This window comes from Thauera phenolivorans (genome assembly GCF_001696715.1).
Lineage (GTDB): Bacteria > Pseudomonadota > Gammaproteobacteria > Burkholderiales > Rhodocyclaceae > Thauera > Thauera phenolivorans.
Window position 1 is genome coordinate 532,930 of the sequence record NZ_MBFM01000004.1, and the last position, 23,915, is coordinate 556,844.

19 protein-coding genes are annotated in these 23,915 nt (G+C 70.2%); 9 read left to right on the forward strand and 10 right to left on the reverse strand.

Annotation, left to right across the window (positions count from 1 at the left end; all coding sequences use genetic code 11):
- Positions 1-6 precede the first annotated feature (6 nt).
- Complete coding sequence (locus BB334_RS12500) at positions 7-2,115, forward strand: methyl-accepting chemotaxis protein (protein WP_068808810.1); 2,109 nt, start codon at positions 7-9, stop codon at positions 2,113-2,115.
- A 23-nt stretch (positions 2,116-2,138) separates the two neighbouring features.
- Entirely contained in the window at positions 2,139-7,544 is a 5,406-nt protein-coding gene (locus BB334_RS12505) for a hybrid sensor histidine kinase/response regulator (RefSeq protein ID WP_068808811.1), read from the forward strand.
- 77 nt (positions 7,545-7,621) lie between these two features.
- Here the strand turns inward: BB334_RS12505 and BB334_RS12510 are convergent, their stop codons facing one another.
- The gene (locus tag BB334_RS12510; protein WP_068808812.1) at positions 7,622-9,061 is read right to left on the reverse strand and encodes a cryptochrome/photolyase family protein; all 1,440 of its coding nucleotides are present in this window, start codon (positions 9,059-9,061) and stop codon (positions 7,622-7,624) included.
- Positions 9,062-9,193: 132 nt separating this feature from the next.
- Between BB334_RS12510 and BB334_RS12515 the strand changes: the two genes are divergently transcribed.
- Genes BB334_RS12515 through BB334_RS12535 form a run of 5 tightly spaced genes read left to right on the forward strand, consistent with a single transcriptional unit; the run spans position 9,194 to position 12,956 of the window.
- Positions 9,194-9,769: a YqgE/AlgH family protein gene (locus BB334_RS12515; protein WP_068808813.1), complete on the forward strand. Its 576-nt coding sequence runs from the start codon at positions 9,194-9,196 to the stop codon at positions 9,767-9,769.
- Positions 9,762-10,229, forward strand: a complete 468-nt coding sequence (gene ruvX / locus BB334_RS12520) for a Holliday junction resolvase RuvX (protein ID WP_068808814.1) — start codon at positions 9,762-9,764, stop codon at positions 10,227-10,229. Before BB334_RS12515 ends, ruvX begins: the two co-directional genes overlap by 8 nt.
- Positions 10,216-10,716, forward strand: coding sequence for a bifunctional pyr operon transcriptional regulator/uracil phosphoribosyltransferase PyrR (pyrR, locus tag BB334_RS12525; protein WP_068808815.1), 501 nt, complete (start codon positions 10,216-10,218; stop codon positions 10,714-10,716). Before ruvX ends, pyrR begins: the two co-directional genes overlap by 14 nt.
- A complete protein-coding gene (locus tag BB334_RS12530) occupies positions 10,709-11,668 on the forward strand; it encodes an aspartate carbamoyltransferase catalytic subunit (protein WP_068808816.1) in 960 nt (319 codons plus the stop codon). Before pyrR ends, BB334_RS12530 begins: the two co-directional genes overlap by 8 nt.
- Before the next feature lie 10 nt (positions 11,669-11,678).
- Complete coding sequence (locus BB334_RS12535; RefSeq protein WP_068808817.1) at positions 11,679-12,956, forward strand: dihydroorotase; 1,278 nt, start codon at positions 11,679-11,681, stop codon at positions 12,954-12,956.
- A 13-nt stretch (positions 12,957-12,969) separates the two neighbouring features.
- On the opposite strand, the gene BB334_RS12540 is transcribed toward BB334_RS12535, so the two are convergent.
- The 4 genes from BB334_RS12540 to BB334_RS12555 all read right to left on the reverse strand — a co-directional run bounded on the left by BB334_RS12540 (position 12,970) and on the right by BB334_RS12555 (position 15,451).
- Positions 12,970-13,269 carry a DUF167 domain-containing protein gene (locus BB334_RS12540; RefSeq protein ID WP_068808818.1) on the reverse strand — a complete coding sequence of 100 codons (300 nt, stop codon included), beginning with the start codon at positions 13,267-13,269 and terminating at the stop codon, positions 12,970-12,972.
- A gap of 10 nt (positions 13,270-13,279) precedes the next feature.
- Entirely contained in the window at positions 13,280-13,861 is a 582-nt protein-coding gene (locus BB334_RS12545) for a YggT family protein (RefSeq protein WP_068808819.1), read from the reverse strand.
- A 5-nt stretch (positions 13,862-13,866) separates the two neighbouring features.
- A complete protein-coding gene (proC, locus tag BB334_RS12550; protein WP_068808820.1) occupies positions 13,867-14,691 on the reverse strand; it encodes a pyrroline-5-carboxylate reductase in 825 nt (274 codons plus the stop codon).
- A 70-nt stretch (positions 14,692-14,761) separates the two neighbouring features.
- Positions 14,762-15,451 (reverse strand): YggS family pyridoxal phosphate-dependent enzyme, encoded by a 690-nt coding sequence (locus BB334_RS12555; RefSeq protein ID WP_068808821.1) that lies wholly within the window; start codon positions 15,449-15,451, stop codon positions 14,762-14,764.
- A gap of 86 nt (positions 15,452-15,537) precedes the next feature.
- Between BB334_RS12555 and BB334_RS12560 the strand changes: the two genes are divergently transcribed.
- Together BB334_RS12560 and BB334_RS12565 are read left to right on the forward strand one after the other, a co-directional pair.
- Positions 15,538-16,581, forward strand: a complete 1,044-nt coding sequence (locus BB334_RS12560; RefSeq protein WP_068808822.1) for a type IV pilus twitching motility protein PilT — start codon at positions 15,538-15,540, stop codon at positions 16,579-16,581.
- Between the two features lie 50 nt (positions 16,582-16,631).
- On the forward strand, positions 16,632-17,765 hold the full coding sequence (locus BB334_RS12565) for a PilT/PilU family type 4a pilus ATPase (protein WP_068808823.1): 1,134 nt from the start codon (positions 16,632-16,634) through the stop codon (positions 17,763-17,765).
- Between the two features lie 24 nt (positions 17,766-17,789).
- Here BB334_RS12565 and BB334_RS12570 read toward each other — a convergent pair whose 3' ends face one another.
- The 5 genes from BB334_RS12570 to BB334_RS12590 form a co-directional block, all read right to left on the reverse strand.
- Positions 17,790-18,971 (reverse strand): THUMP domain-containing class I SAM-dependent RNA methyltransferase, encoded by a 1,182-nt coding sequence (locus tag BB334_RS12570; RefSeq protein ID WP_068808824.1) that lies wholly within the window; start codon positions 18,969-18,971, stop codon positions 17,790-17,792.
- Between the two features lie 110 nt (positions 18,972-19,081).
- On the reverse strand, positions 19,082-20,104 hold the full coding sequence (locus tag BB334_RS12575; RefSeq protein WP_068808825.1) for a formate dehydrogenase subunit gamma: 1,023 nt from the start codon (positions 20,102-20,104) through the stop codon (positions 19,082-19,084).
- A 10-nt stretch (positions 20,105-20,114) separates the two neighbouring features.
- Positions 20,115-20,351, reverse strand: a complete 237-nt coding sequence (locus BB334_RS12580) for a hypothetical protein (RefSeq protein ID WP_068808826.1) — start codon at positions 20,349-20,351, stop codon at positions 20,115-20,117.
- The gene (fdh3B, locus tag BB334_RS12585) at positions 20,348-20,980 is read right to left on the reverse strand and encodes a formate dehydrogenase FDH3 subunit beta (RefSeq protein ID WP_068808827.1); all 633 of its coding nucleotides are present in this window, start codon (positions 20,978-20,980) and stop codon (positions 20,348-20,350) included. The genes BB334_RS12580 and fdh3B overlap by 4 nt, the downstream gene beginning before the upstream one ends.
- Before the next feature lie 16 nt (positions 20,981-20,996).
- Entirely contained in the window at positions 20,997-23,906 is a 2,910-nt protein-coding gene (locus BB334_RS12590) for a formate dehydrogenase subunit alpha (protein ID WP_068808828.1), read from the reverse strand.
- Positions 23,907-23,915: the final 9 nt, after the last annotated feature.

The following is a 23,915-nucleotide window of genomic DNA, read 5'->3' on the forward strand; positions in this document are numbered from 1 at the left end:
TGAAGCATGGCATTTAACCTCTCCCTCGGTAAGAACGACCGGTTCGCGGACGACAGCGTCGCGGCCGACTCCACCCTCGCCGGCAAGCCGCCCGGCCTCACCCAGCCGAAAGCCGCGCTGCGTCCGATCGCCCACCGCCTGCGCACCCTCGGCATCATGTTCGGCGCGCTCGCGCTGACGACCGCCGGCCTGGTGTTCTACCAGGCGCGCGAATCGGCGAACGCCACCGTCCACGTCGCCGCCGTGGGCGAGATGCAGATGCTGTCGCAGCAGATCGCCAAGTCCGCCCAGCTCGCGCTACGAGGCGAGTCGGCCGCCTTCGACGAACTCGAGCGCGGTAACACTCGCTTCATCGGCCTGCTCGGCGCGCTCGAACAGGGCGGCCAGATCGATGGCGCGCGCGTGCCGCCGGCACCGGCCCGGGCGCACGCGCAGCTCGCGGCAGTGTCCGAGATCTGGCGCATGACCGCGGAAGACACCGCCCAGCTGCTCGCCCAGCGCGACAACCTCGAGACGCTCAACCAGGCGGTCGACCTGATCAACGCCGGCAATTCCGAGCTGCTCGCCAGCGCCGAGCGGATCGCCCAGCAGGTGCTGCAGGGACGCGGCAGCGTCGAAGACATCGCCGCCGCCCATCGCGCCGCGCTGCTGACCCAGCGCATCGCCAAGAACGCCAACGCCCTGCGCGGCACCGACGCGATCGACCCCGAGACCGCCTTCGTGTTCGGCGCCGACACCAGCGCCCTGCGCAACCTGATCGCCCAGCTGCGCGCGATGCCCGCCGGCGTCGAACTGCGCGAAGAGATCGACGCCTTCGGCCGCGACGCCGAAGACACGCTGAACGCGGTCGAGGACGTGCTCGCCAACCTGCAGCTGCTGGTGCAGGCCAAGCGCGCGGGCAGCCAGATCTTCCGCGACTCGGTGCCGCTGCTGGACCGCAGCGCCGAGCTGAGCGACGGCATCAACACCGGCACCCGCGGCCTTCAGCCGATCCACGCCGCGATCGCGCTGAGCGCACTGCTCGCCTTGCTTGCGCTGATGCGCATGATCCGCGCCTACAACCACGACCTCGCCGCCCGCGGCCTCGAAGCCGAGCAGCAGCGCCGCCTCGCCGAGGACGAGCGCAACCAGACCCAGCAGGCGATCCTTCGCCTGATGAACGAGATGGGCGACCTCGCCGACGGCGACCTCACCGTGCGCGCCACCGTCACCGAGGACATCACCGGCGCGATCGCCGACTCGGTCAACTATACGGTCGAGGAGCTTTCGGTGCTGGTGAGCCGGATCAACGACGCCGCCGGCCGGGTCACCGCCGCCACCGAGTCCGCGCAGCTGACCTCCGCCGAGCTGCTCGAGGCCACCGAGCGACAATCGCGCGAGATCGAGGAAGCCGGCACCAGCGTCGAGCACATGGCGCAGACGATGACCGAATCGTCCGAGCGCGCCCTGCAGTCCGCCCAGGTCGCCCGCCGCTCGCTCGATTCGGCGCGCAAGGGCGCGGATGCGGTGGAGAACACGATCCGCGGCATGAACGACATCCGCTACAAGATCCAGGAGACCTCGAAGCGCATCAAGCGCCTCGGCGAGTCCTCGCAGGAGATCGGCGAGATCGTCGAGCTGATCTCGGACATCACCGAACAGACCAACGTGCTTGCGCTCAACGCCGCGATCCAGGCGGCGTCGGCCGGCGAGGCGGGTCGCGGCTTCACCGTGGTCGCCGAGGAGGTGCAGCGCCTGGCCGAACGTTCGGCCGAGGCGACCAAGCAGATCGCGGCGATCGTCAAGACCATCCAGACCGACACCCAGGACGCGGTGGGCGCGATGGAGTTCGCCACCCGCGACGTGGTCGAGGGCGCCCAGCTGTCCGACGCCGCCGGCCAGGCCCTGGCAGAGATCGGCGAGGTGTCCACCGAGACCGCCCGCCTCATCGAGCGCATCTCGGCCGACACCCAGGAGCAGGCCGCTACCGCCGGCCGCGTCGCCGCCACGATGCGCGACATCCTCGCGATCACCGAGCAGACCACCCGCGGCACCAAGCAGACCGCGGTGTCGATCGGTCAGCTCTCCGACCTCGCCGACGAACTCAAGGGTTCGGTATCCGGCTTCAGGGTCTGAGTCCTGTCAGCCGGGGAGCATCCATGACGCAAAAAATCGAAGTCGATTCCGGGCCCCTCGCCTGGGTCAGCGGCGAGATCGACGCCGCCCTCGCGCGCGCGCTCGACGTCCTCGGCAGCGAGGCCGCGCCGGCCGCAGGCGCCCGCCCCGCTGCCGCCGAGCTGCAGCAGATCCGCGGCGCACTGCGGGTGGTCGGCCTCGAGGGCCCGGCGCGTTTCGCCGAATGCCTCGCCCACCTGCTCGACGCGCTCGCCACCGGCGAGCCTGCCGCCACGGCGGACGGCGTCGCGCTCGCCCGCCGCGCCATTGCCGCACTCGGCAACTACATCGACGAGATCGCCCACGGTGCGCCGGATCAGCCGCTGCGCCTCGCGCCGCTGTACGAGCAGATCGCCGCCGCGCGCGGCAAGCCGCTGCCTTGCGCCGCCGAGCTGTTCTTCCCCGATCTGTCGCCGCGGGCGCCCGCCCGCGACACCGCGCTCGCCGCCCCCGACGAGGCGACGCGGCTGGTCGGCCTGCGCGCCGCACGCGCGCAGTTCGAGCGCAGCATGCTCGACTGGCTGCGCAAGCCGGGCGAGACCTCCGCCGCCGGCATGCGTGACGCGGTCGCGCGCAGCGAGGCGCTCGAGGCCGCCGCGACCGCGCGCACGCCGTGGTGGATCGCGCTCGGCGTGATGGACGCGCTGGTCGCCGGCAGCCTGCCCACGGCCGCGGCGAAGCACCTGTGCACCCAGCTCGGTGCCCACTTCCGGCGTGCAACCGCCGGCGCGGCGCAGCCGCTGCCCGAGCGCCTGCTGCGCGAGATGCTCTACCCGCTCGCCACCCTGCCCGCGAGCACCGCCCACCAGCGCGCGATCCGCGACACCTGGCGGCTCGACGCGGCGCTCGCCGGTGCCGGCGTCGCGCTCAGCGAAACCCCGCTCGCGCCGCTGCTCGCCGGCCTGCGTGCCCGCCTCGTCAGCCTGCGTGCACGCTGGGACGCAGTCGGCCAGGGTTCCGCCGAGGCGCTGCCGTTGGTTCACGAGGAGCTGCAGGCGCTCGCCAGCGCCGCCGCCGAGCTCGAGCGTCCGGCGCTCGAGCGCCTGCTCGACGGCCTCGTTCGCTTCGTCGCCTGGCTGCGCCAGGAGCCGCAGCAGTTCTCCGAAGCCGCCGGTCTCGAGCTGGCCGCACTCCTGCTGCTGGTCGAGACCGCGCTCGAGCGCCGCCGCCCCGACGCCGGCTTCGCCGCGCGCACCGAACTCGCACTCGAGCGCCTGACCGCGCTGCAGCGCGGCGAGCGCATCGCCGGCACCCTCGCCGAGGAGACCCGCGCCGCGGTACAGGACGCCCAGGAACGCGACGCCCTCGCCCAGCTGACACGCGAGATCCTCGCCAGCCTGGGCCAGGTCGAGCAGACCCTGGACGACCACTTCCGCCACCCCGAGACCTCGACCGGCCTCGCCGCCGTGCGCGGTCCGCTGCGCCAGATCGAAGGCGCCCTCCACCTGCTCGGCGACGGGGATGCGCTCGCCGCCCTGCACGAGGCCGATGCGGTGCTCGAAGGCATGGCTGCGGCGAATCCGCCCCTCGAGGCGGACTACGAGCGCCTCGCTGCCGTGCTCGCGGCGCTCGGTTTCCACCTCGAAGCCCTGCAGCGCGGCCGCCGCGAGCGCTCGATCCTGCACGCGGTGCTGCCGCAGCTGGCCGCGGCGGAAACGGTCGCTGAATCCGCCGAGGTGCCAGCAGCGGTCGACGCGGACGCGTGGTCGGAGGACACGGCGGACGAGCGCGCCGAAGCATCGGTCGGAGCGGGTGCGGAAGCACCCGTCGAAAACCCCGTCAGCGACGCCGCGCAAGCGCCGATCGAAACGCCCGCGCCAGCCACCGTGGAAGAAGCCGGCCCGGGCATCGACGCCGAACTGCTGGAGATCTTCACCGAGGAAGCCGACCAGGTCCTCGCCGCGATGGCGGACGAACTCGCCCAGCTGCAGGCCACCCCCGCCGACAGCGAGGCCTTCACCACCATTCGCCGCGGCTTCCACACCCTGAAGGGCAGCGGCCGCATGGTTGGCCTCGACGCCTTCGGCGAGGCCGCGTGGGCCCTCGAGCAGACCCTCAACCACTGGCTGCAGCGCGCATGCGCGCCGACGCCGGCCCTCTGCGCGCTGATCGATGAGGCGCGGCATACCTTCGTCGACTGGGTTGCGCGCCTGCGCGCTGGCGCCGCCGAGCCGGCGACCCCGACCGCCCTGATCGATACCGCCACCCGTTTGCGTGAGAGCGCGGGCACGACCGCCGAGGCCCCGCAGCACGCCGAAGCGGCATCGCCGGCAGAGGCAGGGGATGGGACGATCGCACCGCTCGAGGCGATCGAGCCGGCCATCGGGGACGAAGCCACGGTGCTCGACCTCGAGGCTGCCCTCGACGGCGTGCCGGAGCTGGCGCTCCCCGAACTCGAGCGCGGATCCGCAGACGCAGCGGCAGATGCGCCGACCGAGGCCTTCGACACGCTCGAATTCCGCCTCGGCGACGAAACCCCGCTCGACGCCCCTGGCGAGGCGCTGATCATCGACCTGGAAGCATCCGGGTTCACATCCATGCACCGCTCCGACGAGGACGCCGCGCAGGCGGTGGCCGCGGTCGATGCCGACACGGGCGAATCGACGGCAGCGGCCGAGGCCGAAAGCGCAGCGGCATCGCTCGCCGGCCCTGAGGCAGGCGAAGCGGCTGCGCCGGCACGTCCAGCGAGCGTGCAGATCGGCGATTCGGTGATCTCGGCCGCCCTGCACGCGTTGTACACCGACGAGAGCGGGCGCCATCTCGCCACCCTCGAACAGGCGCTGGCGAGCGAGGGCACCGTCCCCGCGCCGGCGACGGTGCGCGCCGCCCACACCCTGGCCGGCATCTCAGGCACCGCCGGCCTGCCGCCGCTGCACCAGCTCGGTCGCGCCCTGGAACAGGCGCTCGAGCGCCTGCAGGCGCTCGGTCGCGCCCCCGACGCCGACGAAAACGCCCTCCTCACCGACGCCACCACGCGACTGCAGGCGATGCTCGTCGAGGTGGTCGGCCTGCGCATGCCGCCGGCGGCCGATGGGCTCGTCGGCGATCTCGAGCGCTGCGGCCTCGCTCCCGCCGCAGCGCCGGCTGCCGCCATCGAGCCCGCGCCCGCCACGCCGGCCGCGACGCCGCGGCCGGGCGTCGCCCCTGGGCCGTCCGCCACCGCCCAGGCGGTACGCGACGACATCGACGAACAGCTGCTGCCGATCTTCCGCGAGGAAGCGGCCGAACTCCTCGCCGGCCTGCATGCGAGCCTGCGCGCCTGGCAGGCCACGCCGGCCGAGCGCCAGCACGCGCCGGCGATCGCCCGCCTGCTCCACACCTTCAAGGGCAGCGCCCGCATGGCCGGCGCGATGACGCTCGGCGAACAGCTGCACCAGCTCGAATCCCGCCTCGGCGCCGGCGAACCCGGCGGCGAGGCGCAGCTGGTGGAGGAACTGATCGCCGGACTCGACGCCGCGGAACAGACCTTCGAGACGCTCGGCCGCATCGACGACGGGCCCGCGACGCCGGCCGTCCCGGCACGCGCGGGTGCGGATATCGCCGACGAGTCCGACGCCGTCGGCTCGCCCACCCTCAGGCTGCGCGCCGACCTCATCGACCGCTTCGTCAACCAGGCAGGCGAGATCGGCATCTCGCGCACCCGCATCGAGGGCGAACTGCGCACCCTGCGCCATTCGCTGCTCGATCTCACCGAGAACGTCATCCGCCTGCGCAACCAGCTGCGCGAGGTCGAGCTGCAGGCCGACGTGCAGATGCAGTCGCGCATCGCCCACGCCGAATCGAGCGACGCGGGCTTCGACCCGCTCGAGATGGACCGCTACACGCGCTTGCAGGAACTGACGCGGATGATGGCCGAGAGCGTCAACGACGTGTCGACCGTGCAGCAGACCCTGCTGCACAACCTCGACACCGCCGACATCACCCTCAACGCCCAGGCGCGCATGGCGCGCGAGCTGCAGCAGTCGCTGATGCAGGTGCGCATGCTGCCCTTCGACAGCCTCGCCGACCGCCTCTACCGGGTGGTGCGGCGCAGCGCCAAGGAGCTCGGCAAGCGCGCCAACCTCGACCTGCGCGGGGGCCACATCGAGGTCGACCGCAGCGTACTCGAGCAGATGGCGGCGCCGCTCGAGCACCTGCTGCGCAACGCGCTCGCCCACGGCATCGAGACGCCGGCCGAACGGCTTGCCGCAGGCAAGCCGGAGACCGGCCAGATCGCCCTCACGGTGCGCCAGCAGGGCAACGAAATCGCGATCGAACTCGCAGACGACGGCGCCGGCCTCGACCTCGAGCGCATCGCTTCGCGTGCCCGCGAGAAGGGGCTGCTCGCCGCCGGCGAGGCGGCCGATGCGCGCCGCCTGAGCAGCATGATCTTCCTGCCCGGCTTCAGCACCGCGAGCACGGTGTCGGCGGTGTCGGGACGCGGCGTCGGCATGGACGTGGTCAAGGCGCAGACTGCGGCCGCCGGCGGCCGCATCGAGCTCGACAGCGTGCGCGGCCGCGGCCTCAAGGTAGGCATCCATCTGCCGCTGACGCTCGCCGTGACCCAGGCGCTGCTGGTGCGCGCGGGCGGTCGCAGCTACGCGATTCCCGCGAGCATGGTGGCCCAGGTGCTCGAGCTCAAGCCCGCCGGCCTGCGCGAGCTGCGCGACGAGGGCGGCACCGACTGGCAGGCCGAGCACTACGCCTACCGCTACCTGCCGCGCCTGCTCGGCGACGCCGACAGCCAGCCCGAAATCGAACGCCACAACTGGGTGCTGCTGTTGCGCGCCGGCTCGCAGACCCTGGCGCTGCATGTCGACGGCCTGCGCGGCATTCAGGAAATCGTCGTCAAGGGCGCCGGGCCGCAGCTGTCGCGCATCGTCGGCATGTCGGGCGCGACCGTGCTCGGCGACGGCGAGGTCGTGCTGATCCTGAACCCGGTCGCGCTCGCGGGCCGGCTGTCGATCGCCGCAGCCGACGCCGCCCACGCCTCGCCGTCGCGCGCCGCCGCACCGGTTCAGGTGCCGACCGTGATGGTGGTGGACGATTCGCTCACCGTGCGCAAGATCACCACCCGCCTGCTGGAGCGCGAGGGCTACCGCGTGGTGACCGCGAAGGACGGCGTCGATGCGCTCGAGAAACTGGTCGACCTGACGCCCGACGTGCTGCTGTCGGACATCGAGATGCCGCGCATGGACGGCTTCGATCTCGTGCGCAATGTGCGCGCCGACGCCCGCACCCGCGCGCTCCCGGTGATCATGATCACCTCGCGGCTGGCCGACAAGCATCGCCGCCACGCCGACGAAATCGGCGTCGATCACTACCTCGGCAAGCCTTACCAGGAAGAGGCGCTGCTCGCCCTGGTCGCGCGCTACGCGCGGCCGGAAGAGGAGATCGTGCTGGTCGCCTGAGCGCCCGGGCAGGGAGCGGTCGCACAGTCGGCTCCGCGGTCGGTCCCGCGCTCAGCCCCCGCGTTCAGCCCCCGCGTTCAGCCCCTGACCACGCCGTAGCGCACCAGCGTCTGCTCGCGCGCTACGGCGTGGTCGACGATCGGGCCAGGATAGTCGATGCCGATCCGCACCCCGGCGGCGCGCTGGTCCATCGCGTCCATCTTCCACGGCGCGTGGATGAAGCGATCGGGCACCTTCGCCAGCTCGGGCAGATAGCGACGGATGAAGCGCCCCTCGGGATCGAACTTTTCCGACTGCGTCACCGGATTGAAGATGCGGAACCAGGGCTGGGCATCGCAACCTGTCGAGGCCGCCCACTGCCAGCCGCCGTTGTTGGCGGCGAGGTCGTAGTCGTTGAGCAGGGCGGCGAAGTGGCGCTCGCCGCGCCGCCAGTCGATGCCGAGATCCTTCGTGAGGAAGGACGCGGTGACCATGCGCAGGCGGTTGTGCATGTAGCCCGTCTGCGCGAGCTGGCGCATCCCCGCATCGACCAGCGGATAACCGGTGCGGCCCGCGCACCAGGCGGCGAAGCCGGGCTCGTCGTCCGCCCAGCGGATGCGCTCGTATTCCGGCCGGAAGGCGCTCTCCACCACCCGCGGGTGGTGCCACAGGATCATCTGGTAGAACTCGCGCCACACCAACTCGGACAGCCAGGTGTCGGCGCCCGCCCCTCCGGCCTGGCCAGCGAGGTCGACCAGCTCGCGGATCGACACCGTGCCGAAGCGCAGGTGGGGCGACAGGTAGGACGGCCCCTTGAGCGCAGGAAAATCGCGTGTCGCCTGGTAGCGCGCGATGCGGCCGCGGAAGTCCTCGAGCAGCGCGCGCCCGCCGCTGGTGCCGAGCGGCAGCTTCAGCTCGGCGAGGTTGCCGGCGTCGAAGCCGATCGAGGCGAGCGTGGGGACCGTCTCGCCCGCCGACTTCTGCGCCAGCGCCCCGGCATGGGGCGCCACCGCCCAGTCGACCAGGCCCTCCGCCGCCAGCCGCTTCAGCCAGGCCTTGCGATAGGGGGTGAACACGCTGAAGGGCGTGCCGCCCTGGGTCAGCACCTCGTCGCGCTCGAAGACCACCTGGTCCTTGTAGTCGCGGAAGCCGATCCCGCGCCCGGCGAGCGCGGTCGCCACCCGCGAGTCGCGCTCGATCGCCGCCGGCTCGTAGTCGCGGCCGGCATACACCGCATCGACGCCGAGCTCGGCGGCGAGTGCCGGAAGCACCGCGTCGGCGCGGCCGTGACGCACGATCAGGCCGGCGCCCTGCCCGCCCGCCGTGCGCGAGGCGGCGTCGAGCGCGGCGTCGAGCTCGATGAGCGCGGCATGAATGAAGCCGAGGCGGCGGTCGCTGCGCGAGGGCAGCGCGTCGAGGATGCCGGTGTCGAAGACGAAGGCACAATGCACGCGCTCCGCATGGGTGAGCGCATGGTGCAGGGCGGCATGATCGTGGGCGCGCAGGTCGCGTCGGAACCAGACGAGGGCGGAGTTCATGGACAGATCGCTCGATGGGGGGGTGCGCCCGGCAGACGACGCGCACGAGCCCGGATGATGCCCGATCGCGAACGCCTGCGCGCGCGGAGAAGCCCCGCTTTCGCCGCCAAAGTTTCCGGTCGTGGGCGTAAAATGCCGAGTATGTATAGCCCCACGGTCAACCTTACCCATCACTTCCTGATCGCCATGCCCGGCATGGTCGATCCGAACTTCGCGCGCACCCTGACCTATCTCGCCGAGCACAACGAGCAGGGCGCGCTGGGCGTGATCGTGAACCGGCCGATCGACATGGACCTGGCGAGCCTGTTCGAACGCATCGAACTGCCGATGGAAACCGAGGAGTTCGCCAGGCAACCGGTGTATTTCGGCGGACCGGTGCAGACCGACCGCGGTTTCGTCCTGCACCGCCCGGCGGGCGACTGGCACTCCACGTTGAAGGTGAACGACGAGGTCGCGCTCACCAGCAGTCGCGACGTGCTGCAGTCGATCGGCACCTCCGGCGAGCCGCGCGAGGCCCTCGTCACCCTAGGCTACGCCGGCTGGGACGCCGGCCAGCTCGAGCAGGAACTCGCGGACAACGCCTGGCTTACCGTGCCCGCCGACATGGCGATCGTGTTCGGGCTGCCGCCGGAGGAACGGCTGGCGGCCGCGATGCAGACGCTCGGCATCGACTTCGCGCGGCTGAGCGACTCGGCGGGGCATGCCTGACCCGGCCGTGGGCGCTTCCGATCTGCCCGCACGCGGCACCCTGCTCGGCTTCGATTTCGGCCTCGCCCGCATTGGCGTCGCCAGCGGAGAACTCGAGACCGGTCGCGCCAGCGCGCTGACCACCGTGCACGAGGAGAGCAACGAGCGCCGCTTCGCCGCGATCGCCCGCCTGATCGCGGAGTGGCGGCCGGTGGCGCTGGTGGTGGGTGTCCCGCTTCACCTCGACGGCAGCGAGCACGAGCTCACCGCGCGCTGTCGCCGCTTCGCCAACCAGCTCCACGGCCGCTTCGGCCTGCCGGTACACCACGCCGACGAACGCCTGTCCTCGGCCGCCGCCGAGGCCTCGCTCGCCGAAGCCGGCATGAAGCGCTGGCGCGAGCGCAAGGCGGTGCTCGACGCCGCCGCCGCCAGCCTGATCCTGCAGCATTTTCTCGACCGCCACCGCCATGCAAATACCTGACGCCGAAGCGCTGTGCCGCGAACTCGCGGACCAGATCCGACCCCATGTCACGCCCGACACCGCCCTCGTCGGCATCCGCACCGGCGGCCTGTGGCTCGCCGAGCGGCTGCACGCCGAACTCGGCCTGAGCACGCCGCTGGGCGCGATCGACGTGTCCTTCTACCGCGACGACTACGCCGCCAAGGGCCTGCACGCCAACCCGCAGCGCACCGACATCCCGTGCAAGGTGGAAGGCGCACCGATCGTGCTGGTCGACGACGTCCTGTACACCGGCCGCACCACCCGCGCCGCACTCAACGAGCTGTTCGACTACGGCCGCCCCTCGCGGGTCGAGCTCGCGGTGCTGGTCGACCGCGGCGGGCGCGAACTGCCGGTCGCGGCGCGCTTCTGCGCCCTCACCCTTTCCGCCCCCCTCGCCGCCTCGCAGGTGCTCGAGCTCGAGCGCACCGCGGACGGCACGCTCAGCCTGAGGTTGACCGATGCGTAACCCGCAACTGAACAAGCACGGCGAGCTGCAGCACCTGCTGACGCTCGACGGCCTGCCGCGCGAGATCCTGATCAAGATTCTCGACATCGCCGCGCCCTTCACCGAGGTCGCCGAGCGCGAGGTGAAGAAGCTGCCGCTGCTGCGCGGCAAGAGCATCTTCAACCTGTTCTTCGAGAACTCGACGCGTACGCGCACCACCTTCGAGATCGCCGCGAAGCGGCTGTCGGCCGATGTCGTCAATCTCAACGTATCGACCAGCTCCACCGCCAAGGGCGAGAGCCTGCTCGACACGGTCGACAACCTGTGCGCGATGCAGGCCGACATGTTCGTCGTGCGCCATGCCAGCAGCGGCGCGCCGGTGTTGATCGCGCAACACCTGCAGGCCTGTGGCCATGACGACATCCACGTGGTCAACGCCGGCGACGGCCGCCATGCGCACCCGACCCAGGGCCTGCTCGACATGTACACCATCCGCCATTGCAAGGGCGACTTCACCCGCCTCAGCGTGGCGATCGTCGGCGACGTGCTGCACTCGCGGGTGGCGCGCTCGCAGATCGCCGCGCTGAAGACGCTGGGCGTGCCCGACCTGCGCGTGATCGGCCCCAAGACCCTGCTGCCGACCGCGGTCGAGCACATGGGCGTGCGCGTGTTCCACGACATGCGCGAGGGCCTCAGGGACGTCGATGTGGTGATGATGCTGCGCCTCCAGAACGAGCGCATGAACGGCGCCCTGCTGCCCACCGCGCAGGAGTACTACAAGATGTGGGGCCTCACCGCGGAAAAGCTCGCGCTCGCCCGCCCCGACGCGATCGTCATGCACCCTGGGCCGATGAACCGAGGCGTCGAGATCGACTCGTCGGTTGCCGACGGCGCGCAGGCGGTGATCCTGAAGCAGGTCACCTACGGCATCGCGGTGCGCATGGCGGTGATGAGCATGCTGGCGGGCAACTGAGGATTTGCGGATGAACATTCTGATTGCGAACGGCCGCGTCATCGACCCGGCCAACGATGTGGACCGCCAGCTCGACGTCTACGTGGTCGACGGCAAGATCGCCGCGCTCGGCAGCGCGCCGGCCGGCTTCGTCGCCGGGCGCACGATCGACGCCGCCGGCCTGGTGGTGAGCCCCGGCCTGATCGATCTCGCCGCCCGCCTGCGCGAGCCCGGCTTCGAATACCGCGCCACGCTGGAGACCGAGATGGAGGCCGCGATGGCGGGCGGGATCACCAGCCTGGCGATCCCGCCCGACACCGACCCCACGCTCGACGAGCCCGGCCTCGTCGAGATGCTGACCTACCGCGCGAAGAAGCTCAATCGCGCCCACATCTACCCGGTCGGCGCGCTCACCCTCGGCCTCAAGGGCGAGCGGCTGTCGGAAATGGCCGAGCTGGTCGAGGCCGGCTGCGTCGCCTTCTCCCAGGCCAACGTGCCGATCCTCGACAACATGGTGCTGATGCGTGCGCTGCAATACGCGGCAACCTTCGGCTTCCGTGTCTGGCTGCAGCCGATCGCGCCCTTCCTCGCGCGCGGCGGCCACGCCCATGACGGCGACGTCGCCACTCGCCTCGGCCTCGCCGGCACGCCGGTCGCCGCGGAGACGGTCGCGCTCTACACCTATCTGGAGCTCGCCAAGATCACCGGCGCGCGGCTGCACATCACCCGCCTGTCGAGTGCCGCCGGCCTCGCCCTGGTCGAGCAGGCGCGCGCCGAGGGCATGGACGTCACTTGCGACGTATCGATCAACCACCTGCACCTGTGCGACGAGGACATCGGCTACTTCGACGCCAACTGCCACCTGGTGCCGCCGCTGCGCAGCCGCGCCGACCGCGACGCGCTCGCCCGCGGCCTCGCCACAGGCAGCATCGACGCGCTGTGCTCGGACCACACCCCGGTCGACGATGACGGCAAGCAGATGCCCTTCTCCGAATCCGAGACCGGCGCCACCGGGATGGAACTGCTGCTGCCGCTGACGCTGAAATGGGGCCGGGAGGCGGGGCTGACGCTGTCGCAGGCGCTCGCCAGGGTCACCTCGGAAGCGGCGCGCATCGTCGGCATCGTCAAGGCCGGCCATCTCGCGGTGGGCGCGCGCGCCGACGTCTGCGTGTTCGACCCCGAGGCGGTGGTGAAGATCGGCCGCGAGCAGCTGCTCAGCCAGGGCAAGAACACGCCCTTCCTCGGCTATGAGCTCTCCGGCCGGGTGCGCTACACCCTGGTCGAGGGCCAGGTGATGTTCGGCGCCTGAGCGCGAACGGACATCAGCCTTCCAACGCCCGCAAACGCCCGACGGCGGCGGGCGTCGCCTTTTCCACCCTGACCCGCTTGGCGCGCGAGGCTTCGCCGCTGAGCAGGCTCACCGCGGACTTCGGCACCCCGCAGAATTCCGCGAGGAAGGCGCACAGCGCGGCGTTGGCCTTGCCGTCGACCGGCGGCGCCGCCAGCCGCAGCTTCATCGCCTCGCCGTGCAGGCCGGCGAAGCCGGTGCGTTTGGCGCCGGGCTGGATGTGCAGGCTCAGCACCAGGCTGCCGTCGGCGGCTTCGCGCAGCCAGTCGGCCATGCCTCCCGCCTCAGGCGCCGAACAGCAGCGGCGCGAAACCGTTGCGCAGGCCGCCCAGCACCATCAGCACGATCTGCAGCACCAGCAGCAGCACCAGCGGCGACAGGTCGATGTTGGCGATGGTCGGGATCACGCGGCGGAAGGGCCGCAGGAAGGGCGCCGCCAGCCCGTGCAGCACCGGCGCCAGCGGCGCGTGGGGGCTGACCCAGGACAGCACCGCCGACCCGAGCACGACCGCGAACACCAGATACACCATCATCCGCAGCAGCTCGATCAGGCCGACGCCGAGCAGGCCGACCGCCACCGCCCCGGCGCTGCCGCTGAACACTGCGCCGCGCAGGCTGAGTTCGAAGGCCACCAGCAGCACCTGGATGATCCAGGCCGGCAGCAGGCTCGCCATGTCGAGGCCGAACAGGCCGGGCACGAAGCGGCGCAGCGGGCGCACCAGCCAGTCGGTGGTGGTGACGACGAAGTGGCCGACCTGGTTGCGGAAGGACACCCGCTGCCACTGCATGAAGAAGCGTGCCAGCAGCATCAGGCTGAGGAAGCTGCCGGCGGCATTGACGACGAGCAGGAGGATTTCGGTCAGCATGGTCTTCAGTCCTTGCCGAGCTCGTCGCCGAGTGCGCGGCCGCGCGACTCGGCCGCCTTCACCGCGGCGACCAGGGCGTCGTGCCAGCCCGAGGCCGTCAGGCTGGCGAGCGCGGCGGCAGTGGTGCCGCCCTTCGAGGTGACGCGCTCGCGCAGCACCGCGGGGGCGTCCTCCGATCCGGCGGCCAGCCGCGCCGCGCCGAGGGTGGTGTCGATTGCCAGCCGTCGCGCGTCGGCCTCGTCGAAGCCGAGTGCGCGTCCGGCAGCCTCGAGCGACTCGATGAAATGAAACACGTAGGCCGGGCCGCTGCCCGAGATCGCGGTGACCGCATCGATGCGCGCCTCGCTGTCGACCCACAGCGTGCTGCCGACCGCGCCGAGGATGGCCTCGGCCGCCTCGCGCCCGGCGGCGTCGACGCTCGGGTCGGCGTAGAGGCCGGTGACCCCGGCGCCGATCAGCGCCGGGGTGTTGGGCATGCAGCGCACGATGCGCGCGAAGGGCGTGCCCGGCGCCCCCAGCCAGCGGCCGAGGTCGGCGATGCGCAGACCGGCGGCGATGCTGACCACGAGCTGGCCGCGAAGGCCGCCGGCGATCGGTGCGAGCGCGGCCTTCATCTGTTGAGGCTTGACCGCGAGCACCAGCACCTCGCAGTCGAGTGCGTCGTCGTCGGGACCGGCCGCGACCCGCACACCGAAGCGGTCGGCGAGGCGCGCGCGCGCTTCGGCACCGATTTCGACGATCTGCAGGCCGGCGCGCTCGAATCCGCGTTCGAGCATGCCGCCGACGAGAGCCGCGGCCATGTTGCCGCCGCCGAGAAAGCTGATCTTCATCTGGGGTCCGTTTTCCGTTGGGGGTCGAAACGTCGCGATCGCCTCGGCGGCGTCGCGCTCGAAAATGGGGTCAGGCAGCGCCACGCGCACCGAAGACCGCCGTGCCCACGCGCACGATCGTCGCGCCCTCGGCGATCGCCGCCTCGAGGTCGTGCGACATGCCCATCGACAAGGTATCGAGCCCGAGGCCGCCGGCGACGAGCGCGTCCTTCAGCGCACGCAGGGCGGCGAAGCGCGCGCGCTGCAGCGCCACGTCCTCGGTGGCCTCGGGGATGCACATCAGTCCACGCAGCCGCAGCCGCGGCAGCGCCGCGACCGCGCGCGCGAGCCCGGCGACCGCCTCCGGTGCCACGCCGCTCTTGCTGTGTTCGCCGCTGACGTTGACCTGGATGCAGACGTCGAGCGGACGCAGGTGCGCGTCGCGCTGCGCCGACAGGCGCTCGGCGATCCGCAGGCGGTCGATGCTGTGCACCCAGTCGAAGGCGTTCGCGACCGCGCGCGTCTTGTTGCTCTGCAGGGGGCCGATGAAGTGCCATTCGAGGCCGAGTCCCGCGAGCGCCTCCGTCTTGGCGACACCTTCCTGCACGTAGTTCTCGCCGAAGGCACGCTGGCCGGCGGCGGCGGCCTCGCGCACCGCCTCGGCCGGCCAGGTCTTGCTCACCGCGAGCAGGTCCACCGTCCCGGGGTCGCGGCCGGCGGCGCTGGCGGCCGCGTCGATGCGCGCCCGCACGGCTTCGAGCCGCGCCGAAATTGAAGTCATATCCGTGCCCTTTTTCCTTCGGGACAATGCATGGGGAGTATAACATCGGCCTCCCAGCCATCCCTGCGCCCAGCCGCCGCCCCCTAATGGACATCACCGAACTGCTCGCCTTCGCCGTCAAGAACAAGGCCTCGGACCTGCACCTCTCGGCCGGTCTGCCGCCGATGATCCGGGTGCACGGCGACGTGCGCCGCATCAACCTGCCGCCGATGGAGCACAAGGACGTGCACGCGATGGTGTACGACATCATGAACGACAGTCAGCGCAAGCAGTACGAAGAGACGCTCGAGTGCGACTTCTCCTTCGCCGTGCCCAACCTCGCCCGCTTCCGGGTCAACGCCTTCAATCACAACCGCGGTGCGGGAGCGGTATTCCGCACGATTCCGTCGAAGGTGCTGAGCCTCGACGAGCTCAACTGCCCCAAGATCTTCCGCGAGATCTCCGACCAGCCGCGGGGCATCGTGCTCGTGACCGGGCCGACCGGCTCTGGCAAGTCGACCACGCTGGCGGCGATGATCGACTTCGTCAACGAGAACCACTACGGCCACATCCTCACCGTCGAGGACCCAATCGAATTCGTGCACGAGTCGAAGCGCTGCCTGATCAACCAGCGCGAGGTGCACCGCGACACGCTGTCGTTCAACAACGCGCTGCGCGCCGCGCTGCGCGAAGACCCGGACGTGATCCTGGTGGGCGAGATGCGCGACCTCGAGACCATCCGGCTGGCGCTCACCGCGGCCGAAACCGGCCACCTGGTGTTCGGCACCCTGCACACCTCGTCGGCGGCCAAGACGATCGACCGTATCGTCGACGTCTTCCCCGCCGCCGAGAAGGACATGGTGCGCTCGATGCTGTCGGAGTCGCTGCGCGCGGTGATCTCGCAGACCCTGCTCAAGACCAAGGACGGCGCGGGCCGGGTCGCGGCGCACGAGATCATGATCGGCACGCCGGCGATCCGCAACCTGATCCGCGAAAACAAGATCGCCCAGATGTATTCCTCGATCCAGACCGGCCAGAACGTCGGCATGCAGACGCTCGACCAGTGCCTCGCCGACCTGGTGCGGCGCAACGTGGTGTCGCCCGCCGAGGCGCGGGTGCGCGCCATGAACAAGGACCAGTTCGCCGCCTGAGGCGGCCGGCAGTCCCCCCAACACGCTCAGACACAGGACGGCAAGCGGATATGGAACGCGACCAGGCACTCAGATTCATGCACGACCTGCTGCGGCTGATGCTGCAGAAGAACGGCTCCGACCTCTTCATCAACGCCGGCTTTCCGCCGGCGATCAAGATCGACGACAAGATCGTGCCGCAGTCGAACCAGCCGCTGCAGCCGGGGCACACCGCCGAGCTCGCGCGCGCGGTGATGAACGACCGCCAGGCGGCCGAGTTCGAGGCGAGCAAGGAGTGCAACTTCGCGATCTCGCCGCCCGGCATCGGCCGCTTTCGCGCCAACGCCTACCTGCAGCAGGGCCGCGTCGGCCTCGTGCTGCGCACGATCCCGCAGAAGATCCCCACCTTCGACGAGCTCGGCCTGCCCCCGGTGCTGCGCGACATCGCCCTCACCAAGCGCGGCCTGGTGATCTTCGTCGGCGGCACCGGCACCGGCAAGACCACCTCGCTGGCGGCGATGGTCGATTACCGCAACGAGAACACCTACGGCCACATCATCACCGTCGAGGACCCGATCGAGTTCGTGCATCCGCACAAGAACTGCATCGTCTCGCAGCGCGAGATCGGCATCGACACCGATTGCTGGGAGAACGCGCTCAAGAACACCCTGCGCCAGGCGCCGGATGTGATCCTGATGGGCGAGATCCGCGACCGCGAGACCATGGACTACGCGATCGCCTTCGCCGAGACCGGTCACATGTGTCTCGCCACCCTGCACGCCAACAGCGCCAACCAGGCGATCGACCGCATCATCAACTTCTTCCCCGAGGAGCGCCGGGCGCAGCTGCTGATGGACCTGTCGCTGAACCTGCGCGCGATGATCTCGCAGCGCCTGCTGCCGTTGAAGGAGCGCAAGGGGCGGGTGCCGGCGGTGGAGATCATGCTCAACTCGCCGCTGATCTCGGACCTCATCTTCAAGGGCGAGGTGCCGGCGATCAAGGAGGTCATGAAGCGATCGCGCGAGCTCGGCATGCAGACCTTCGACCAGGCCCTGTTCGAGCTCTACGAAGCCGAGCAGATCAGCTACGAGGATGCGCTGCGCAACGCCGACTCCGTCAACGACCTGCGCCTGCAGATCAAGCTGCACAGCAAGCACACCGACCGCGACGTCAGCGCCGGTATCCAGCATCTCGACATCGTCTGAGCGGGCTCTCCCCCGCCGCTCGGCTCAGGCGGCGGGCGGCGCCCCGCCGTCCTGCGCCTCGCGGCGCGGCCGGTTGCTGCCCGCCACCATGCGGTATTCGAGCAGCCGGCACTCGAGCGCGCCGTTGAACAGCGGCGTGCGCCGGCTCGCCTTGAGGCCGATCAGCTTGGGCAGGGCGGGATCGCCGCTGAAGAAATAGCAGCGCCAGCCGCCCCAACGGCGCTTCAGCGCGTCGCCCAGCCTGGGGTAGAAGGCGGCAAGCTCCTCCTCCTCGCCGAGACGTACCCCATAGGGCGGATTCGCCACCATCACCCCTTCGGCCGCTGGCGGCTCGCGCTCGAGCAGGTCGGCGCGCTCGAGCGTCACGCAGCGCGCCAGGCCCGCCGATTCGAGGTTGAGGCGCGCGCGCCGAAGCCACTCGCCGACGATGTCCGAGCCGTGGATCGGCAGCGGGCGCGGCGGCTGCCGGCGCCCCTCGGCGGCGCGCTTGACCGCCGCCCAGCTTGCGTGCTCGAAGTGGCGGAATTGCTCGAAACCGAACCTGCGGCCGAGGCCGGGCGCGATGTCGAGCGCGATCTGCGCCGCCTCGATGAGGAAGGTGCCGCTGCCGCACATCGGGTCTACCAGGGTCTCGCCGGGCTGCCAGCCGGTGAGGCGGAGGATGCCGGCGGCGAGATTCTCCTTCAGCGGCGCCTCCACCGCCTGGGGCTTGAAGCCGCGCTTGTAGAGCGGCTCGCCGGAGGTGTCGAGATAGAGGGTGACGGTGTCGGCGGAGAGGAAGGCGTGAATGCGGATCGCGGGGTTGGCGGTATCCACGCTCGGGCGCCGCCCGGCGACGGTGCGGAAGTGGTCGCACACCGCGTCCTTGACGCGCAGGGTGATGAACTCCAGGCTCTTCAGCGGCGACCTTCGCGCGGTGACGTAGATGCGGATCGTGTCCTCGGGGGTGAACCACTTCGCCCACGTCGGCGCATAGGCGATGCGGTAGATGTCCTCCTCGCTGCGGTAGCGGCCGCCGGCGATGCGCCACATCACGCGGGTGGCGATGCGGCTCTCGAGGTTGGCGCGATAGCAGGCCGCCCAGTCGCCCTGCCAGCTCACCCCGCCGGGCACGACATCGGCCGCACGCGCACCGAGCGCGCGCAGCTCGTCGGCAAGCACGGTCTCGAGGCCGCGCGGACAGGGGGAGAAGAAGGATTCGGCCATCGGGCGCTCCGGCAGGTCAGAAGAGAAAGGCGGGCCCGCGGCCCGCGCCGGCGCCATTGTAGCGCCGCGCCCCCGTTCGCGCCCCGGCGGGCAGGAAAAGCGCGCGGCGCTCAGCCGCGGCCCGACTTGCCCGCCTTGACCTCCTCGTACCACAGCGCGTGGTGCTCCTTCGCCCAGGTCTCGTCCACCTCGCCGGTGCTCATCGCCTCGAAGGCGCCTTCCGCACCGAGCGTGCCCATGTAGATGTGACCGAAGGCGAGCGCCAGCAACAGCGTGGCCCCGACCGCGTGCACGATGTTGGCGATCTGCATGTCGGCACGGCCCTGTCCGAAGTTGGGGAAGTCCATCACCAGACCGGAGATCGACACCGCCAGGCCGAGCAGGGTGACGCCGAACCAGAACCAGCTCTTCTCGCCGAAGTTGAAGCGGCCCGAGGGCACGTGGTCGCCGCCGAGCAGGCCGCCGCCGCGGCGGATCCAGGTCGCGTCCGACGGGTGCCACAGGTTATCGCGCACGAAGGTGAAGAACATCATCAGCAGGAACACGCCGAACAGAGGCCCGATGTAGTTGTGCACCAGCTTGCCAGCGCTCAGCAGCAGCGCGAGGAGGTCGCCGCCGAACAGCGGCGCCAGCACGTGCTTGCCGAACAGGATCGCGAAGCCGGTGAGGGCGAGCAGCACGAAGCTGATCGCCGTACCCCAGTGTACGAAGCGCTCGAAGCCGGAGAAACGGGTGATCTTGCGTCCCGTGCGTGCCGCGTGCAGCCTGATCGTGCCCTTCACCAGCCAGAACAACAGGATCGCCGCCGGCACCAGGATCAGCAGCCAGCCGCCCCACACCGTCACCGGTCCGTTGCGCAGCTGCCGCCAGGTGTTGCCTTCACTCTGGATCAGCACGCCGGTCTCGGGCCCGCGCACCGTGGTGAAGTGGGCCTCCCCGGAGCGCACCGCCCGCCACACCGGCGCGTTGTTGCCCGGACGTTCGGCCTGCCGTTCGGCCTGCGCTTCCGCGCTCGACTCGGTGTGCGCGGCCCGCTGCGCGTGCACCGGCGTCGCCGCCACGAGCAGGGCGAGAAGCCAGAACACGAGGACGAGCAGCAACGGCCACTTGTCGCGCCTGAAGATCGTCTTCATGGTCGCCTCCTCACTCGGTGCGGTTGTACTCGTTCTGACCCCGCGCACGGTTCTTCAGCGCGGCCTCCCACGCCGCCCGGTCGCCCTTGAAGGCAGGCCCATCCCAGGCCGCGGTGTCGGCCTTGCCCTGGTAGGTGCCCTGCTCGTAGACGGCGACCTGGGACTTTTCGCCGCAGGCACCCAGTCCACCGACGAGCGCGGCGGCGAAGGCCGCGGTCACGATCCGCTTCGATACAGGCATGCTCATTTCTGCCCCTCCCGGTCTTGCTTGCGTTCGCGCCGCTGCTCGCCACCGCCATAGGCAGTCTGCCAGCCCCAGGCTTCAGCGCCGCCGCCGCGACGCAGCACCCGCTCGCGGAAAATGTCGGCGACGACACTGGCGTCGCCGGCGAGCAGCGCCTTGGTCGAGCACATCTCGGCGCAAAGCGGCAGCTTGCCCTCGGCGAGGCGGTTGGAGCCGTACTTCTCGTATTCGGCCTCCGAGCCGGTTTCCTCGGGGCCGCCGGCGCAGAAGGTGCACTTGTCCATCTTGCCGCGCGCGCCGAACGCCGAGGGGCCGTTGGGGAACTGCGGCGCACCGAAGGGGCAGGCGAAGAAGCAGTAGCCGCAGCCGATGCACTGGTCCTTGTCGTGCAGGACCACGCCGTCCTCGGTCTTGTAGAAGCAGTCGGTCGGGCACACCGCCATGCAGGGTGCGTCCGAACAGTGCATGCACGCGACCGAGATCGAGCGCTCGCCCGGCACGCCGTCGTTCATCGTCACCACCCGGCGGCGGTTCACCCCCCAGGGCACCTCGTGCTCGTTCTTGCACGCAGTGACGCAGCCGTTGCACTCGATGCAGCGCTCCGCGTCACACAGGAATTTCATGCGTCCCATTTTTCTCTCCTCGCGCTCAGGCCTTGCTCACCCGGCACAGGGTGGTCTTGGTTTCCTGCATCATGGTCACCGCGTCGTAACCATAGGTGGTGGCGGTGTTGACCGCCTCGCCGCGCACGATCGGCGCCGCGCCCTCGGGGTAGAACTTCAGCATGTCCTCGCCCTGCCACCAGCCGGAGAAGTGGAAGGGCAGGAAGACCGTGCCCGGCGCCACGCGCTGGGTGACCTGGGCGCGAACCTTGAGCCTGGCCTTGGTCGGTGACTCCACCCAGATGTAGTCGCCGTTGCGGAAACCGGCGTCGTTGGCGTCCTTCGGGTTCACCTCGGCGAACATCTCCTGCTGCAGCTCGGCCAGCCACGGGTTGGAGCGGGTTTCCTCGCCGCCGCCCTCGTATTCGACCAGGCGCCCGGAGGTCATCACCAGCGGGTATTCCTTGGAGATGTCCTTCACCTTCTCCTGCAGCGACTTGTACAGCGTCGGCAGGCGCCAGAACTTCATCTTGTCGTCGTGGGTCGGGTACTTGGCTACCATGTCCGGGCGCGGCGAGTAGATCGGCTCGCGGTGCTGCGGGATGGCGTCGGGGAAATTCCACACCACCGCGCGTGCCTTCGCGTTGCCGAAGGGGTGGCAGCCATGGTTGACCATGGCGACGCGGATGATCCCACCCGAGGGGTCGGTCTTCCAGTTCTTGCCCTCGGCCGCGGCCTTCTCCGCGTCCGTCAGCTCGCCCCACCAGCCCAGCTTCTTCAGCAGCAGGTGATCGAACTCGGGATAGCCCATCTGCAGGTCGGCGCCCATGGAGGCGGAACCGTCGCCGGCGAGCAGCGACACGCCGTCGCGCTCGACGCCGAAGTTGGCGCGGAAGTTGCCGCCGCCGTCCATGACGTGCTTGGAGGTGTCGTACAGGTTGGGCGTGCCCGGATGCTTCATCTCGGGCGTGCCGAAGCACGGCCAGGGCAGGCCGAAATACTCGCCGTCGCAGGGACCGCCCTGCGCCTTCAGCGTCTTCACGTCGAAGGTGTGCATGTTCTTCATGTGCAGCTTGAGCCGCTCCGGCGACTGGCCCGAGTAACCGATCGTCCACGTGCCGCGGTTGATCTCGCGCAGGATGTCCTCGATGTTCGGTTCGTCCCAGCCGTGCCCGTCCTTCTCGAGCTTGATGTTCTTCACCAGCTCTTCGCCCCAGCCGAACTTCTTGGCGAAGGCGTACATGATGGTGTGGTCGGGCTTGGATTCGAACAGGGGCTCGATGACCTTCTCTCGCCATTGCAGCGAACGGTTCGACGCGGTGGCCGAGCCGACGGTCTCGAACTGGGTGGCGGCCGGCAGCAGGTAGACGCCGTCCTTGCGCACCATCGCCGCCATCGAGGCGGTCGCCGACGGGTAGGGGTCGATCACCACCAGGGTGTCGAGCGCCTTCATCGCCTCGACCATCTCGGCGCCGCGGGTCTGCGAGTTGGGCGCGTGCCCCCAGTACACCACCGCGCGGAGCTTGCCGCCGGGCTGGTCGATCAGCTCCTTGTCCTCGAGCACGCCGTCGATCCAGCGCGACACGGTGATGCCGGATTTCTCCATCAGTTCCTGCGAGGCGTAGCGGCCCTTGACCCACTCGTAGTCGACGCCCCACACGTTGCTCCAGTGCTTCCACGAGCCGGTCGCCAGGCCATAGTAGCCGGGCAGCGAATCGGGGTTGGGGCCGACGTCGGTCGCGCCCTGCACGTTGTCGTGACCGCGGAAGATGTTGGCGCCGCCGCCCGCCTTGCCGATGTTGCCCAGGGCGAGTTGCAGGATGCAAGAGGCGCGCACCATCGCGTTGCCGATCGTGTGCTGGGTCTGGCCCATGCACCAGACGATGGTCGAGGGACGGTTCTCCGCCATCGTGCGTGCGGCCAGCAGCATCTGGTCCTCGGGCACGCCGCAGGCCTCCTCCACCATGTCCGGCGTCCACTTCGCGAGCACCTCCTCGCGGATCGCCTCCATGCCGAACACGCGGTCCTCGACGTACTTCCGGTCTTCCCAGCCGTTCTGGAAGATGTGGTACAGCAGGCCGAAGAGGAAGGGCACGTCGGTGCCGGAGCGGATGCGGATGTACTGGTGGGCCTTGGCCGCGGTGCGGGTGAAGCGCGGGTCGACGACGATCATCTTGGCGCCGTTTTCCTTGGCGTGCAGGATGTGCAGCAGCGACACCGGATGCGCCTCGGCCGCGTTGGAGCCGATGAACAGCATCGCCTTCGCGTTCTGCATGTCGTTGTAGGAGTTCGTCATCGCACCGTAACCCCAGGTGTTCGCCACCCCCGCCACCGTGGTGGAGTGGCAGATGCGCGCCTGGTGATCGGTGTTGTTGGTACCCCAGAAGGAGACGAACTTGCGCAGCAGGTAGGCCTGCTCGTTGTTGTGCTTCGACGAGCCGATCCAGTACACCGCGTCCGGGCCGGACTCCTCGCGGATCTTCAGCAGGCGGTCGCCGACCTCCTCGATCGCCTCTTCCCAGGAGATCTTCTGGTACTTGCCGTCGACCAGCTTCATCGGGTACTTCAGGCGGTGCTCGCCATGGCCGTGCTCGCGTACCGAGGCGCCCTTGGCGCAGTGCGCACCGAGGTTGATCGGCGAGTCGAACACCGGCTCCTGGCGTACCCAGACCCCGTTCTTCACCACCGCGTCCACCGCACAGCCGACCGAGCAGTGAGTACACACCGTCCGCCGCACGACAGTGTCGCCGGCGCCGGCAGCGACGGGAGCGTCGGCGGCTTCGGCCGCACCGATGAAGTTGTAGGGCAGCTGGCTGGCGATCGCGCCGGCGCCGACACCCAAGCCGGAGCGCTTCAGAAAGCCGCGCCGATCCATGGTCTGGCCGACGAGGCGGGCTGCGGAGCTGCGCAGGCGGCGCCCGACGCCAGTGCCGACGGTGCTCTTCTTGGTCAACATCGTCGCGTC